Origin of the sequence: Cellulomonas biazotea (assembly GCF_004306155.1) — a bacterium.
GTDB lineage: Bacteria > Actinomycetota > Actinomycetes > Actinomycetales > Cellulomonadaceae > Cellulomonas > Cellulomonas biazotea.
The window spans coordinates 1-14,367 of the sequence record NZ_BIMR01000168.1 but is presented as its reverse complement, the minus strand read 5'-3'; the positions used below and the strand labels follow the sequence as shown (position 1 = coordinate 14,367).

At 75.6% G+C, this 14,367-nt stretch carries 16 protein-coding genes; 9 read left to right on the top strand and 7 right to left on the bottom strand.

The window, feature by feature from the left end; genetic code table 11:
• The 4 genes from CBZ_RS11515 to CBZ_RS11500 form a co-directional block, all read left to right on the top strand.
• Positions 1–1,290: M16 family metallopeptidase (locus tag CBZ_RS11515; RefSeq protein ID WP_130781685.1), on the top strand; the 1,290-nt coding region annotated here is incomplete at its 5' end.
• Positions 1,291–1,320: 30 nt separating this feature from the next.
• On the top strand, positions 1,321–2,145 hold the full coding sequence (locus tag CBZ_RS11510; protein ID WP_130781684.1) for a hypothetical protein: 825 nt from the start codon (positions 1,321–1,323) through the stop codon (positions 2,143–2,145).
• An 11-nt stretch (positions 2,146–2,156) separates the two neighbouring features.
• Complete coding sequence (dapB, locus tag CBZ_RS11505) at positions 2,157–2,909, top strand: 4-hydroxy-tetrahydrodipicolinate reductase (RefSeq protein WP_130781683.1); 753 nt, start codon at positions 2,157–2,159, stop codon at positions 2,907–2,909.
• Positions 2,910–2,913: 4 nt separating this feature from the next.
• The gene (locus tag CBZ_RS11500; RefSeq protein ID WP_130781682.1) at positions 2,914–3,381 is read left to right on the top strand and encodes a hypothetical protein; all 468 of its coding nucleotides are present in this window, start codon (positions 2,914–2,916) and stop codon (positions 3,379–3,381) included.
• Positions 3,382–3,437: 56 nt separating this feature from the next.
• Here the strand turns inward: CBZ_RS11500 and CBZ_RS11495 are convergent, their stop codons facing one another.
• From CBZ_RS11495 to CBZ_RS11480, 4 genes are all read right to left on the bottom strand, one after another.
• The gene (locus CBZ_RS11495) at positions 3,438–3,998 is read right to left on the bottom strand and encodes a GNAT family N-acetyltransferase (protein ID WP_130781681.1); all 561 of its coding nucleotides are present in this window, start codon (positions 3,996–3,998) and stop codon (positions 3,438–3,440) included.
• A gap of 165 nt (positions 3,999–4,163) precedes the next feature.
• The gene (locus tag CBZ_RS11490) at positions 4,164–4,484 is read right to left on the bottom strand and encodes an AzlD domain-containing protein (protein WP_130781680.1); all 321 of its coding nucleotides are present in this window, start codon (positions 4,482–4,484) and stop codon (positions 4,164–4,166) included.
• Positions 4,481–5,212, bottom strand: coding sequence for an AzlC family ABC transporter permease (locus CBZ_RS11485; RefSeq protein WP_130781679.1), 732 nt, complete (start codon positions 5,210–5,212; stop codon positions 4,481–4,483). Before CBZ_RS11485 ends, CBZ_RS11490 begins: the two co-directional genes overlap by 4 nt.
• Before the next feature lie 49 nt (positions 5,213–5,261).
• Entirely contained in the window at positions 5,262–6,740 is a 1,479-nt protein-coding gene (locus CBZ_RS11480; protein ID WP_130781678.1) for an NAD-dependent succinate-semialdehyde dehydrogenase, read from the bottom strand.
• Positions 6,741–6,904: 164 nt separating this feature from the next.
• On the opposite strand from CBZ_RS11480, the gene CBZ_RS11475 reads away from it, so the two are divergent.
• The 4 genes from CBZ_RS11475 to CBZ_RS11460 are packed head-to-tail and all read left to right on the top strand — an operon-like array spanning position 6,905 to position 10,922.
• A complete protein-coding gene (locus CBZ_RS11475) occupies positions 6,905–7,750 on the top strand; it encodes a thymidylate synthase (protein WP_130781677.1) in 846 nt (281 codons plus the stop codon).
• Complete coding sequence (locus CBZ_RS11470) at positions 7,747–8,250, top strand: dihydrofolate reductase (RefSeq protein WP_130781676.1); 504 nt, start codon at positions 7,747–7,749, stop codon at positions 8,248–8,250. Before CBZ_RS11475 ends, CBZ_RS11470 begins: the two co-directional genes overlap by 4 nt.
• 43 nt (positions 8,251–8,293) lie before the next feature.
• Positions 8,294–9,211, top strand: a complete 918-nt coding sequence (gene dapA / locus CBZ_RS11465; protein WP_130781675.1) for a 4-hydroxy-tetrahydrodipicolinate synthase — start codon at positions 8,294–8,296, stop codon at positions 9,209–9,211.
• Between the two features lie 25 nt (positions 9,212–9,236).
• A complete protein-coding gene (locus CBZ_RS11460) occupies positions 9,237–10,922 on the top strand; it encodes a ribonuclease J (RefSeq protein WP_130781674.1) in 1,686 nt (561 codons plus the stop codon).
• Here CBZ_RS11460 and CBZ_RS11455 read toward each other — a convergent pair.
• A complete protein-coding gene (locus tag CBZ_RS11455) occupies positions 10,897–11,841 on the bottom strand; it encodes a DMT family transporter (protein WP_130781673.1) in 945 nt (314 codons plus the stop codon). The two genes, CBZ_RS11460 and CBZ_RS11455, sit on opposite strands and share 26 nt — an antisense overlap.
• Positions 11,842–11,917: 76 nt before the next feature.
• Positions 11,918–12,859: a GlxA family transcriptional regulator gene (locus CBZ_RS11450; RefSeq protein WP_130781672.1), complete on the bottom strand. Its 942-nt coding sequence runs from the start codon at positions 12,857–12,859 to the stop codon at positions 11,918–11,920.
• A gap of 70 nt (positions 12,860–12,929) precedes the next feature.
• Here CBZ_RS11450 and CBZ_RS11445 point away from each other — a divergent pair, with 70 nt between their 5' ends.
• Entirely contained in the window at positions 12,930–13,763 is an 834-nt protein-coding gene (locus tag CBZ_RS11445) for an MBL fold metallo-hydrolase (RefSeq protein WP_174768665.1), read from the top strand.
• A gap of 65 nt (positions 13,764–13,828) precedes the next feature.
• On the opposite strand, the gene CBZ_RS11440 is transcribed toward CBZ_RS11445, so the two are convergent.
• Positions 13,829–14,367: DNA glycosylase AlkZ-like family protein (locus CBZ_RS11440; protein WP_165446746.1), on the bottom strand; the 539-nt coding region annotated here is incomplete at its 5' end.

The window sequence follows — 14,367 nt, the reverse complement described above, 5'->3', positions numbered from 1 at the left end:
GGGCAGGACGGCGACGCCCTCGTGCGTCGTTCCGTCCTGCCCGGCGGGGTCCGGGTCCTGACCGAGCAGATGCCCGGCCTGCGCTCCGCCACCGTCGGGGCGTGGGTCGGCGTCGGCTCGCGGGACGAGTCGTCGGGCCACTTCGGCTCGACGCACTTCCTCGAGCACCTGCTGTTCAAGGGCACCGCGCGCCGCTCCGCGATGGACATCGCGGAGGCGTTCGACGCCGTCGGTGGCGAGGCCAACGCCGCGACCGGCAAGGAGCACACCTGCTACTACGCGCGGGTGCTCGACACCGACCTGCCCATGGCGGTCGACGTCATCAGCGACATGGTCACCTCGGCGCGGCTCGACGCCGACGAGCTCGAGACCGAGCGCGGCGTGATCCTCGAAGAGCTCGCGATGAACGACGACGACCCGAGCGACGTCGTGCACGAGCAGTTCGCCGCGGCCGTCCTCGGCGAGCACCCGTTGGGCCGTCCGATCGGCGGGACGCCCGACACGATCCGCGCCGTGCCCCGCGACGCCGTCTGGGAGCACTACCGCTGGCACTACACGCCCGCGACGCTCGTCGTCACGGCCGCCGGCGGCGTGGACCACGACGTCCTGTGCGCGCAGGTCGCCGACGCGCTCACGACGGGCGGCTGGGCCCTCGACGGCCAGGGCGAGCCGTCGAGCCGTCGTCCGCTCACCGACGCCGTGCTGCCGGCCGGCACCGCGGGCCTGCCCGCGCAGGGCGTGGAGCTCACCGTGCACCGGCACACCGAGCAGGCCAACGTGATCGTCGGCGGCACGTCGCTCACGGCGACCGACCCGCGGCGGTTCACGCTGTCCGTCCTCAGCGCGGTCCTCGGCGGCGGCATGTCGTCCCGCCTCTTCCAGGAGATCCGCGAGAAGCGCGGGCTCGCGTACTCGACGTACTCGTTCGCGTCCGGGCACGCCGACACGGGGGTCTTCGGCCTCTACGCCGGCTGCGCGCCGGGCAAGGTCGACGAGGTCGTCGAGCTCATGGTCGCCGAGTGGGAGCGCCTCGCCGACAGCGGGATCACCGCGGCGGAGCTCGAGCGCTCGCTCGGGCAGCTCGCGGGCGGCCTGGTCCTCGGCATGGAGGACACCGGCTCGCGCATGAGCCGTCTCGGCAAGGCGGAGCTGGTGCACGGCGAGCTGCTGAGCATCGACGAGTCGCTGGAGCGCATCCGCGCGGTCACGGCCGCCGACGTCCAGGACCTCGCCGCCGAGCTCGCGTCGCGTCCGCGGTCCGTCGTGCGGGTCGGGCCTTTCGGCGACTGACGCAGCCGCCTCGTCGCGGGATGATGAGGCATGAGCGTCGAGTACCGGAGGTTCGCCCCGCCCGACGGGGCGCGCGACGTCGTCGAGCACCTGTGGGTCGTGCGGCAGCCGCCGGGCACGTCCACGCGCGAGGTGCTGCTGCCCGACGGCCACGGCCTCGTGCTCGTCGCTCAGGGGGAGCGGGGCGTGCGCGTCGACCCGCTCACGCGGCAGCGATCGGTCGACGTGCCGGGCGTGCGGGGTCCGGCGAGCCGGGCGGTCGTGCGTGAGCAGGCCGGACCGGTCGTACGGCTCGGCGCACAGCTCGACCCCCTCGCGCCCGCGCGGCTGCGCCTCACCGTGACCTCCGACGAGGTCGTCCCGCTCGACCGCGTGCTGCGGACGGCGGACGTCGCCGCCTGCCAGGCCGCGCTCGACGCGGGCGACGACGCGCGCGCGGCCGCGCTGCTCGGCGGCGCGCTCGCGGCGGTCCGCGGTGACGCGACCGACGACGGCGAGCTGGTGCAGCTCGACCGCGTCGTCCGCGAGGCCCTCGAGACGCGAGGGCTCGTCACCGCGGCGGACCTCGCACGCGGCAGCGAGCTGCCGGTCGGGACCCTGCACCGCTGGTGCGTGCAGCGGCTCGGCCTCGCGCCCGACGCGTTCCTCGCGGCCGTGCGGTTCTCGGCGTTCGTGCGCGACGCCGTCGGGCCCGGACCCGTGCGGCCCGAGGACGTCCTCGGCGCGATCCGGTGGTACGTGCAGGCCGGCTACCCGCCGCGCGAGGTCGAGCGGTTCACCGGGTCGACGCCGCTGGAGCTGCGGCGCATCGAGCTGGGCGTCGCCGAGGCGCTGGGGACCGCGGTCGGCGGCTAGGGTTGCACCCCGTGAGCGAACCGATCAGGGTGGCCGTCCTCGGCGCGGCCGGACGCATGGGTGCGACGGTGGTGCGGGCGGTCGAGGGTGCGCCCGACCTGGAGCTCGTGGCGGCGCTCGACGCCGGCGGGGACCTCACGGCCGTCGCCGCCGCGGGCGCGCAGGTGGCGGTCGACTTCACCGTCCCCGCGGTGACCGAGGGCAACGTGCACGCGCTCGTCGACGCCGGCGTGCACGTCGTCGTCGGCACCACCGGCTGGGACGAGGCGGCCCTGGACCGCGTCCGCGACCACCTCGCCGACCGTCCCGGCGTCGGCGTGCTCGTCGCCCCGAACTTCGCGCTCGGTGCCGTCCTCGCCATGGCGTTCGCGGCGCGGGCCGCACGCTGGTTCGAGTCCGCGGAGGTCGTCGAGCTGCACCACCCCGACAAGGTCGACGCCCCGTCCGGGACCGCGCGCCACACAGCCGCGGCGGTCGCGGCCGCCCGGGCCGCCGCCGGGCTCGGTCCCATGCCCGACGCGACGACGCAGAGCCTCGACGGCGCGCGCGGCGCCGACGTCGACGGCGTGCGCGTGCACGCCGTGCGCCTGCGCGGCCTCGTCGCGCACGAGGAGATCCTGCTCGGCAACCCCGGCGAGCAGCTGACGATCCGGCACGACTCGTTCGACCGCGTGAGCTTCATGCCGGGCGTGCTGCTCGGCGTGCGGGAGGTCGGACGGCACCCCGGGCTCACCGTCGGGCTCGAGCACCTGCTCGACCTCTGACGCGATGGCACGGGACTCGTCGCGCGCGCGACGCACCGGGGTCGCGGCGGCCGTCGCCCTCACCGGTCTGCTCGGCCTCTACGTGTGGCTCGTCGCGCTGCGCGCGACCGCCCTGGTGACGAGCGGCGAGCCCGTCGGCGTGGCGCTCGGCGTCGCGTTCTGGGTGCTGCCGCTCGTGGTGCTGTGGCTCGTCGCACGGGAGTGGCGGCTCGCGATCGACGTCCAGCGGATGGCCGACGAGCTCGCCGCCGCCGACGAGCTGCCCCTCGACACGCTGCCGCGGTCACCGGGTGGCCGCATCGACCGGGACGCGGCGCGTGCCGTCTTCGACGAGGCGCGCGCGGTGACCGAGGAGCGTCCCGACGACTGGCGGTCCTGGTACCACCTGGCGTTCGCCTACGACGCCGCGGGCGACCGGCGGCGTGCGCGCGAGTCGTTGCGGACGGCGAGCAGGCTGCACCGCGGCGCCTGACCGGCGCGGCGCCTGTCCGGTGCGGTGGTCGAGCGGTCAGTGCGGTGGTCGAGCGGTCAGATGGACGCGGACCAGCGACGCTCGACGACCTCGCGCTCCTGGCCGGCGTCGTCGTGGCCGGATGCGAGCGCGCGCGACGCGCCGTCGGGCCCGAGCCCGCACGAGGTCAGGAACTCCTCGCGCGCCGGGTCGCCGTCGAGCACCCAGGTGAGCAGCTGGTCGGCGCCGTCGGCGCGCAGCAGGTCGACGGCGGCGGCCAGCAGGCGCGACCCGTGCCCCTGCCGCTGCCGCACCGGCTCGACCTCGAGCGCCAGGACGACGCCCCCGGGTGCGGCGGTCGGGTCGTCGGCGGGCGGCGGCACGGGGGCGACCGACGCGAAGCCGACGACGGCGGGGCCGTCGCACGCGACGAGCACGTGGTACCCGCCCGCGGGAGGCGAGGTCACGGCGGCCGCCCACTGCGCGCGGACGGTGCCCTCGTCGACGAGCGCGAGGGCGTCGGCCCCGAGTGCGTCGAGGTGCGCGTGCCGCCACGCGGCGAGCTGGATCCGCGCGATGCGGGCCTCGTCGCCGGCCACCGCCGGGCGGACCGACACGTCGGCGGTGGGTGCGGTCACGGGGTCCTCCGGGACGTGCGGGGCGTTCGGGCGGCGTCGGCGTCGGGCACGGGGCCACGGCGACCGGACGGGTCGGGCGAGGCTACCAAGGTGCCGCCACCCGCCCAGCGCGCTCGCCTACGCCTGCGCCGCGGCGGCGGGGCGTCGCGCGGTGTGCGGCGGACGTCACGGCATGCCCAGCGCCCGCAGCACGGCGGCGGTGACCGCCGCGAGGACGACGACCACGACGAACGGCGCCCGCAGGGCGAGCGCGACGGCGGCGACGGCGAGCGCGGGGAGCCGGGCGTCCGCGACGAGCGCCCGGCCCGAGGTCGCGGCCTGCACGGCGACGAGTGCGGACAGCAACGCGACCGTGACGAGCGCGGCGGTCCGGGCGACGCGGGGCTGCGCGAGCCAGTGCTCGGGCACCAGGTGGCCGAGCACCTTGAGGCCGAGGCAGACGAGTCCGGCCACGACGATCGCGACCCACAGCACGGTGTCGCTCACGTGGACGCTCCTCGCGGATCGGCGGCGCTCGCGACGGGCTCGGGCGGCGGCGCGGCGACGATGCCGACGAGGACCGCGACGACGGCGGCGAGCAGCACCGGCACGCCCGCGGGAAGGAACGGGGTCGCGGCGAGCGCGACGACGACGGCGCCCGCGGCGACCCCGCGGGCGAGCGTCGCGGCCGGGCCCAGCAGGCGCGGCCAGACGAGGGCGAGGAACGCGGCGGCCGCGGCGGCGTCGAGACCGTAGCGGCGGGGGTCGCCGAGGGCGTCGCCGAGCAGCGCCCCGAGCAGCGTGAACGCGTTCCAGAGGACGAAGACGCCGACGCCGGTCCACCAGAAGCCGGCCCGCGCCGCGGCGGTCGTGCGCTGCGCGGTGCCGACGGCGGTCGACTCGTCGATCGTCAGGTGCGCCGCGGCGAGCCGCCGCCAGCCGTGCGCGCCCAGGAGCGGCGTGACCTGCGGCCCGTACAGGCCGTTGCGGACGCCGAGCAGCCCTGCGGTGGCGATCGCGGCACCCGCGGCACCGCCTGCACCGACGACGCCGATGAACGCGAACTGGGACCCGCCGGAGAACATGAGGAGGCTGAGGGCCATCGTCTGGGGGAGGCTCAGGCCCGCGGCGACGGACAGCGCGCCGAACGAGATGCCGTACAGCCCCGTCGCCACGGAGACGGACACCGCCTGCCGGACGGCGGCCCGCACCGTCTGGTCGTCGTCCCGTGCCACGCGAGCCACTGTCGCACACGGGGCCGACGCCCCCGTGCGGGTGCCCGCCTCAGAGCGCGACGTACACCGGCTCCAGGTACTCCTCGATCCCCGCCTCGCCGCCCTCGCGCCCGAGGCCCGAGGACTTCACGCCGCCGAACGGGGCGCTCGCGTCGGAGACCATGCCGCGGTTGACGCCGAGCATCCCCGCCTCGACGGACTCCGCGAGGCGCATGACCCGGCCGACGTCGCGCGTGTACGCGTACGCGACCAGGCCGAACGGGGTCGCGTTGGCCAGCGTGACGCCCTCCTCCTCGGAACCGAACGTCACGACCGGGGCGACGGGTCCGAAGATCTCCTCGCGCACCAGCCGGGTCTCCGGGGCGACGCGGTCGACGACGGTCGGGGCGTAGAAGTAGCCGGGCCGCTGCGGGCGCGAGCCGCCTGTCCGGACCCGCGCGCCGTCGTCGACGGCCTCGGCGACGACCTGCTCGACACGCTCGACGGCCGCCCGTTCGATCAGCGGGCCGACCGTCGTCCCGGGCTCGGCCCCGTGGCCGACGACCAGCTCGTCGAACGCGCGCGCGAGACGCGCCGTGAACTCCTCGGCGACGCCCTCCTGCACGAGGAACCGGTTGGCGGCGACGCACGTCTGGCCGGCGTTGCGCATCTTCGCCTGGACGGCGCCCTGCACCGCGGCGTCGAGGTCGGCGTCGTCGAAGACGAGGAAGGGCGCGTTGCCGCCGAGCTCCATCGACGTCCGCAGCACGTGGTCGGCGGCGGCCTTGAGGAGCGTCGAGCCGACCTCGGTCGAGCCGGTGAACGAGAGCTTGCGCAGGCGCGGGTCGGCGAGCAGCGGGCCGGAGACGGAGCGCGCGGACGACGTCGGGACGACGTTGAGGATCCCCGTGGGCAGGTCGCGGCCGGCGAGCTCCTCGCGGACGATCTCGGCGACGAACGCCGTGGTCAGGGGCGTGAGCTGCGCGGGCTTGACGACCGCCGTGCACCCGGCGGCCAGCGCCGGCGCGACCTTGCGGGCGATCATGGCGATCGGGAAGTTCCACGGCGCGATGAGGAGCGCGGGGCCGACCGGCCGCCGGAGCACGAGCTGGTGGTGCGTCCCGGCGGGGGCGCGCCGCGCGAGCCCGTCGACGCGCACGGCCTGCTCCGAGTACCAGCGGACGTACTCGGCGGCGTAGGCGACCTCGGCGCGGGACTCGGCGAGCGGCTTGCCGCCCTCGGCCGTGACGAGGGCCGCGATGTCCTCGGTCCGGTGCGTGATCGTGTCGAAGACCGCGCGCAGCACGTCGGACCGCTGCCGCGGGCTGGTGGCCCGCCACGCGGGGAACGCGTCGTCGGCCGCCGTCAGCGCGTCGAGCGCGTCCTGCTCGTCGCCGTCGGCCACGTCGAAGAGGACCTCGGTGGTGGCGGGGTCGGCGACCTCGAACGTGCGGCCGCCGTGCGCGGGGCGCCAGGCCCCGCCGACGAGGACGCCCGTCGGCACGTGCGCGGCGACGGTGGGGGGCAGGTGCGGGGTCGACGTCGACATCCGCCCAGTCTCACGCGAACGGGCCGGACGCACACCCCGAACCGGCTGGTCGGTTTGTCCGCATCCTGCCGTGCTCGACACCGCCCGGACCGGCCTGCGGACGACGCGCGCTCCAGAGTGCGGGCGTCCGTGCTCAGCGCCCTGAGTCGACCTAGCATCGGGCCATGAGCGACGCCGGTGCCGTCCTGCCCACCCCGCGCACGGACGGATCCGTCGTCCCCACGCCCTACGAGGACCTGCTGCGGCTCGTCCTCGCGACCGGGACCCCCAAGGCCGACCGCACCGGCACGGGCACGCGCAGCGTCTTCGGCCACCAGATGCGGTTCGACCTGTCGGCCGGCTTCCCGCTCGTCACCACCAAGCGCGTGCACCTGCGCTCGATCGTCTACGAGCTGCTGTGGTTCCTGCGCGGCGAGTCGAACGTCGCGTGGCTGCGCGAGCACGGCGTGACGATCTGGGACGAGTGGGCCGACGCCGACGGCGAGCTCGGACCGGTCTACGGCGTGCAGTGGCGGTCCTGGCCGACGCCCGACGGCGGCCACGTCGACCAGATCACGCAGCTCGTCGAGAACCTGCGCCGCGACCCCGACTCGCGCCGGCACATCGTGTCCGCGTGGAACGTCGCCGACATCCCGTCGATGGCCCTCGCGCCGTGCCACGCGTTCTTCCAGTTCCACGTCGCCGACGGCCGGCTCTCGTGCCAGCTCTACCAGCGCTCGGCCGACCTGTTCCTCGGCGTGCCGTTCAACATCGCGTCGTACGCGCTGCTCACGCACATGGTCGCCCAGCAGGCGGGCCTCGAGGTCGGCGACTTCGTCTGGACCGGCGGCGACTGCCACATCTACGACAACCACGTCGAGCAGGTGCGCGAGCAGCTCACGCGCGAGCCGTTCGCGCCGCCGACGCTCGTGCTGCGCCAGGCGGACTCGATCCTCGACTACACGTTCGAGGACGTCGAGGTCGTCGGGTACCAGCACCACCCCGCCATCAAGGCCCCGGTGGCGGTGTGACCCTGCACCTCGTCTGGGCGCAGACGCCCGCGGGCGTCATCGGCGTCGGCAACACGCTGCCGTGGCACGTGCCCGAGGACCAGGCGCGGTTCCGGCGCCTCACGACCGGCCACCCGGTGCTCATGGGGCGGGCGACGTGGGAGTCGCTGCCCGAGCGGTTCAGGCCGCTGCCGGGGCGTCGCAACGTCGTCCTGTCGCGCGACCCGGCGTACGCGGCGCCGGGCGCCGAGGTCGTCGGCTCGCTCGAGGAGGCGCTCGCGCTCGTGGGCGACGGCGACGCGTGGGTCGTCGGCGGGGGAGCGGTCTACGCGCTCGCGCTCCCGCTCGCCGAGCGCGTCGAGGTCACGCTCGTCGACCTCGACGTCCCGGGGGACACCCTCGCGCCCGCGCTCGACCCCGCACGGTGGCGCGAGCAGGACCCGGACGACGACGACGGCGCGTGGCAGGTGTCCCGCGACGGGACCACCCGGTACCGGTTCCGGACCTACGTCCGCGCCTGACACGGGTCGTCGGGCGAGGCCCCTCGGGCGGTACCGTGAGCGCATGACCCGCGCCGCCACGCCCGCCCGTCCGTTCGGGGCCGTGCTCACCGCGATGGTGACGCCGATGACCCCCGACGGTGCCGTCGACCTCGCCGCGGCGGTCGCGCTCGCCAAGCAGCTCGTCGCGCAGGGCAACGACGGCCTCGTGCTCAACGGCACGACGGGCGAGGCGTCGACGACGCACGCCCCCGAGAAGGCCGAGCTCGTCGCCGCGGTCGTCGAGGCCGTCGGGGACGACGCGTGGGTCGTCGCGGGCGCCGGGTCGAACGACACCGCGCACGCCGTCCGGATGGCCGAGCAGGCCGCCGAGGCCGGCGCGCACGGGCTGCTCGTCGTCTCGCCGTACTACTCGCGCCCCTCCCAGGCGGGCGTCGCGGCGCACGTCACGGCGATCGCCGACGCGACCGACCTGCCCGTGATGCTGTACGACGTCCCCGGCCGCACGGGCGTCCGGTTCGCGCCGCAGACCGTCGAGGACCTCGCCGCGCACGACCGCGTCGTCGCGATGAAGGACGCGAGCGGCGACCACTTCGCCGCCGCCAAGAGCATCGAGCGCACCGGTCTGGCCTGGTACTCGGGCGACGACGGCGCCCTGCTCACGCTGCTCGCCCACGGCGGCGCCGGCATCGTGAGCGTCACCGGTCACGTCGCGGCCGCCCAGCTCGCCGCCGTCGTCCGCGCCTGGGACGCCGGCGACCACACCGAGGCGCTGCGCGTCTTCCGCACCGTCGTGCCCGCGATCGACGCCCTCAACGGCGCCGGTTTCCAGGCCGTCGCGTCGAAGGCCGCCTGCGAGGTCCTCGGTCTCATCCCCACGCGGTCCACGCGCCTCCCGCTCGTGCCCGCGACCGACGACGAGGTCGACGAGATCCGGGACGGCCTGCGCGCCGCCGGCCTCCTCGACGTCGCGTTCCGCTGAGCCTGCCCCTGAACCCAGGAGATCCATGAGCCACCCCCACCCCGAGCTCGGCCTTCCCCCGACCCTTCCCGACGGTGCCCTGCGCGTCGTCGCGCTCGGTGGGCTCGGCGAGGTCGGACGCAACATGGCAGTCCTCGAGTACGCCGGCCGGCTGCTCGTCATCGACTGCGGCGTCCTGTTCCCCGAGGACCACCAGCCCGGCGTCGACCTGATCCTCCCGGACTTCGACTACATCCGGGACCGGCTCGACGACATCGAGGCGATCGTCCTCACGCACGGGCACGAGGACCACATCGGCGCCGTGCCCTACCTGCTGCGGCTGCGCCGCGACATCCCGCTGGTCGGCTCGCAGCTCACGCTCGCGTTCGTCGAGGCGAAGCTCAAGGAGCACCGCATCCAGCCCGTCACGCTCGCGGTGCGCGAGGGCCAGACCGAGCAGCTCGGCGCATTCGAGTGCGAGTTCGTCGCGGTCAACCACTCGATCCCCGACGCGCTCGCGGTCGCCGTGCGCACGGGTGCCGGGACGGTCCTGCACACCGGTGACTTCAAGATGGACCAGCTGCCCCTCGACGGGCGCATCACCGACCTGCGAGCGTTCGCACGCCTCGGCGAGCAGGGAGTCGACCTGTTCATGGTCGACTCGACCAACGCCGAGGTGCCCGGGTTCGTCGCGCAGGAGCGGGGCATCGGCCCGGTGCTCGACTCGGTGTTCGCGGACTCGGCCAAGCGGATCATCGTCGCGTCGTTCGCGTCGCACGTGCACCGCGTGCAGCAGGTGCTCGACGCCGCGGCCGCGCACGGGCGGCGCGTCGCGCTCGTCGGCCGGTCGATGGTGCGCAACATGGCGATCGCGTCCGACCTCGGGTACCTCAACGTGCCCGAGGGCGTGCTCATCGACCTCAAGGGCGTCGACCAGCTGCCCGACGACGAGGTCGTCCTCATGTGCACCGGGTCGCAGGGCGAGCCGATGGCGGCCCTGTCGCGCATCGCGAACAACGACCACAAGGTGTCGGTCGGCCCCGGGGACACGGTGATCCTCGCGTCGTCGCTGATCCCGGGCAACGAGAACGCGGTGTTCCGGGTCATCAACGGCCTGACCCGGCTCGGTGCGCGCGTCGTGCACTCGGGCAACGCGAAGGTGCACGTCTCGGGCCACGCCAGCGCCGGCGAGCTCCTGTACTGCTACAACATCCTCAAGCCGCGCAACGTCATGCCCGTGCACGGCGAGGTGCGGCACCTGGTGGCCAACGCCGCGCTCGCGGTGCAGACGGGTGTGCCGGCCGACCGGGTCGTGCTCGCGGAGGACGGCGTCGTCGTCGACCTCGTCGACGGCAGGGCGTCGGTCGTCGGTGCGGTCCCGTGCGGGTACGTCTACGTCGACGGGTCGAGCGTCGGGGGCATCACCGAGGCCGAGCTCAAGGACCGCCGGATCCTCGGCGACGAGGGCTTCATCTCGATCTTCGCCGTGGTCAGCTCGGCCGACGGCAAGGTGCTGGCGGGCCCGCAGATCCACGCGCGCGGCTTCGCCGAGCAGGACGAGATCTTCGAGGACATCCTCCCGGAGCTCACGCGGGCGCTCGAGGAGTCCGCGGCGCAGGGCGCGACCGACACGCACCAGCTGCAGCAGGTGATGCGCCGGGTCGTCGGGCGCTGGGTGTCGAACCGGCTGCGGCGCCGGCCGATGATCATCCCGGTGGTCGTGGAGGCGTAGCAGCCCCGACGGCGACGTTCGCCTCGCCCGCCGGGAGGGCCTCCGGGACCTCTCGGGCGGGCGGGCGGCCGGACGTCCGGCGCGACGCGGCGGCGGAGCCGACGAGGATGAGCGCGGTCGCGAGGACGACGGTCAGCGTCAGCGGCTCGTCGAGCACCAGGGCGCCGAGGGCGACCGCGACGACCGGGTTGAGGTACGCGACCAGGGTCGACCGTGCCCCGCCGACCTCGGCGATGAGCCGGAAGAACAGCACGAACGCCAGGGCCGTGCACACCGCGCCGAGCGCGGCGAGCGACAGGACCGCGGGCGTGCTCGGCCACGGGTGCGGGCCGGTGAGGGCGACGACCGGGGCGTAGGCGATCGCCGTGATCGCGAGGCAGGCGGTCGTCAGGGGGATCGGCGGCACGTCGCGCAGGGCGCGGTCCGCGATCATCGGGGCGGTCGCGTACCCGAGGGCGGCGGCGAGGACCTGCGCGACGGCCCACGGGTCGTCGGCGCCGGAACCGGGGCCGAGCAGGAGCGCGACGCCGCCGAGCGCCACGAGCAGGCCGACCCAGCGCACGAGCGTCACGTGCTCCTTGGCGACGACGCGCGCGACGACGACCGCGAGGATCGGCACGGTGGCGACGAGCAGGCCGGTCATCGAGCTCGACAGCGTCCGCTCGGCGTTGGACAGCAGGATCCACGGGCCGACGATCTCGAGCACCGCGAACGCCACGACGGCGCGCCAGTGCCCGCGCAGCACCCGCAGCCCGCCGCTGCGGAACGCGAACGGCAGCAGGAGCAGGGCGCCGAGGCCGGTGCGCACGAAGACGACCATCGCGGGCGTCACCTCGCCGACCGCGACCTTGATGAGCAGGTAGGGGACGCCCCAGACCACGCCCATGACGACGAGCAGGAGCCACCCGCGCCGGCTCACGGTCGGACCGTCCGGCGGTACGCGCAGGTCATGGCGACAACGTACGACCGACCACCGACACCGGTCGCCGGGTTTCTCACGGCGCGCGGAAGGTCGCCCGGTGCTGCCGCGGGCTCGTGCGGAACCGCCGGGAGAAGTGGGCACGCAGCGACGCCGCGGTGCCGAACCCCGCGCGCCGGGCCACGACCTCCACGGGCTCGTCGCCCTGCTCGAGCAGCACCCGCGCGCGGTCGAGGCGCTGGTCGAGCAGCCACGCGGTGGGGCTGGTGCCCGTGCGTGCCCGGAACTGCCGCGTGAACGTGCGCCGGGACACGTGCGCGTGCGCGGCCCAGGCGTCGAGGTCCACGGGCGCGTCGAGGCGCTGCACGGCCCACGCCATGGCGCGACCGACCGCGTCCGCCCCGCCGGCCGGCGCGACGGGCGTCGGGACGAACTGCGCCTGCGAGCCGTCCCGGTGCGGGGCGAGCACGAGCGAGCGCGCGACGTCGGCGGCGACCTGCGCGCCCAGGTCGCTCCGGACGACGTGCAGGCAGCAGTCGAGCGCCGCGGCGACGCCCGCGGACGTGACGACGTCGCCGAGGTCGCACCACAGCACGTCGTCGCGCACCCGGACGTCGGGGTGGCGCCGGGCGAGGTCGGGCGCCGCGTGCCAGTGGGTCGCGGCCTCGCGGCCGTCGAGCAGGCCGGTCGCGGCGAGGACGAACGTGCCGAGGCAGAGCCCGACGAGCCGCGCACCCCGCGCGTGCGCGGCGACCAGCGCGGCGCGCAGGTCGTCGGGAGGCTCCCGCGTCACGTCCCAGCTCGGCACGACGACGAGGTCGGCGGTCGTGAGCAGGTCGAGGCCGTGCTCGACGGTGACCGTGTAGCCGGCCTCGGTCCGCAGCGGCCCGGGCGAGCCGGCGCATACGCGCACGTCGTAGGCCTCGCCGCGCAGCGGTCGCGCGCCGAACACCGCCGACGGGACGGCCAGGTGGAACGGGCTGATGCCGTCGAAGGCGATGACGGCGACGGTGCGCATGGCCCGATCGTAGCGATCGTCGTCCTGCGGGTCACTGGCGTCGCGCGCACGGTGGTCGGACGCTGGAGGCATGACCTCCACGACGCCTCCCGGCACCCCGACGGCGGACGCCGCAGGCGGCATGCCCGCCCGACCGGGCGGCGCGGCCCTCGAGGCGACGTTCGTAGGCGGGCCGACGCTCCGGCTCGCCTACGCGGGCCTCGCGTTCCTCACCGACCCGACGTTCGACGACGCACCCGCGCAGTATGCGGGCGGCGTCACGCTGCGCAAGCTCGTCGGCCCCGCCGTGCCCGTCGAGCGGATCGGCCCGCTCGACGCCGTGCTGCTGTCCCACGACCAGCACGCCGACAACCTCGACGAGCGAGGTCGCGCGCTGCTCGCCGACGTCCCCGTCGTCCTGTCCACGCCCGACGCCGCCGCACGGGTCGACGGCGTCCGCGGGCTCGAGCCGTGGCAGGAGGCGCACCTCGACGGGCCGCGCGGCGGTGTCGTCGTCACGGCCGTGCCCGCGCTGCACGGACCGCCCGGGTGCGAGCCGCTGAGCGGCCACGTCACCGGGTTCGTGCTGCGGGCCGCCGGCCTGCCGACCGTGTACGTGTCGGGCGACAACGCGTCCGTCGACGTCGTCGCGCAGGTCGCGCAGAGGTTCCCGGACGTCGGGCTCGCGGTGCTGTTCGTCGGCGGCGCGAACGTCGGGCGGTTCGGCGACGAGCCCGTCACGCTCGACCACGACCGGGCTGTCGCCGCGATGCGCCTGCTGCCGGACGCGCGCGTCGTGCCCGTGCACCACACCGACTGGGCGCACTTCGTCGACCCGCTCGACGCGCTCGTCGACGCCGCCGACCGCGCGGGCCTCGGTGACCGCCTCGTCGTGCTCGAGCGGGGGAGGCCGACCGCGCTCTGACGGTCACGTCGACCGGTCGTGGGCACGGGCGCGGCGCCGTCAGGTGGTGTCGCGGGCGGGGGCCGTCAGGAGGGCTCGAGCCCCCGGAACGCCGCGAGCCGCTCGTGCTCCTGCTCCACCGCGCGTGCGGTCGACCGGTCCCACGGCACCCACGGGTCGAGGTCCAGGCCGAGACGGCGGCCGCGCGCGCGGGGCCGCCACGTGCCGACGACCTCGCCGTCGACCATCACGGCGCCCGGCCGCCCCAGCACGGGCCACAGGTCGCGACGGCGCGCCGCGTCGGGCACGAGGGTCTCGCGGTCGCGCGACTGCAGGAACAGGTCGTAGGGGCCGAGGAGCCGCACGACGCGGTCGCCGTCGGGGCGGGCCGCCGTGGCCAGCCCCGGCAGGTCCTCCTCGAGCAGGTCGCGCGCGGAACCCTCGACGTCGACCGGCACCGCGTCGCGCGGCCAGCGCGCCCGGACGTCCTGCACGGGTGCGTCGAGGAACCCCGCGACCTGCCGCGCGTCGAGCGGCCCCAGCAGGTGCAGGACCTGCCGCACGACGTCGAGCGTCCCGTCGTCGCGCGTCCCGCGCTTGCGCTCCACGCTGCCCACCCGCGACG

What these genes read in the sequence shown, in the direction of transcription:
- CBZ_RS11510 (WP_130781684.1), top strand. Translation starts at nt 1,321, where the DNA reads ATGAGCGTCGAGTACCGGAGGTTCGCCCCGCCCGACGGGGCGCGCGAC.
- CBZ_RS11450 (WP_130781672.1), bottom strand. Translation starts at nt 12,859, where the DNA reads ATGCGCACCGTCGCCGTCATCGCCTTCGACGGCATCAGCCCGTTCCAC.
- CBZ_RS11480 (WP_130781678.1), bottom strand. Translation starts at nt 6,740, where the DNA reads ATGTCGACGTCGACCCCGCACCTGCCCCCCACCGTCGCCGCGCACGTG.
- CBZ_RS11475 (WP_130781677.1), top strand. Translation starts at nt 6,905, where the DNA reads ATGAGCGACGCCGGTGCCGTCCTGCCCACCCCGCGCACGGACGGATCC.
- CBZ_RS11500 (WP_130781682.1), top strand. Translation starts at nt 2,914, where the DNA reads ATGGCACGGGACTCGTCGCGCGCGCGACGCACCGGGGTCGCGGCGGCC.
- CBZ_RS11460 (WP_130781674.1), top strand. Translation starts at nt 9,237, where the DNA reads ATGAGCCACCCCCACCCCGAGCTCGGCCTTCCCCCGACCCTTCCCGAC.
- dapA (WP_130781675.1), top strand. Translation starts at nt 8,294, where the DNA reads ATGACCCGCGCCGCCACGCCCGCCCGTCCGTTCGGGGCCGTGCTCACC.
- CBZ_RS11445 (WP_174768665.1), top strand. Translation starts at nt 12,930, where the DNA reads ATGACCTCCACGACGCCTCCCGGCACCCCGACGGCGGACGCCGCAGGC.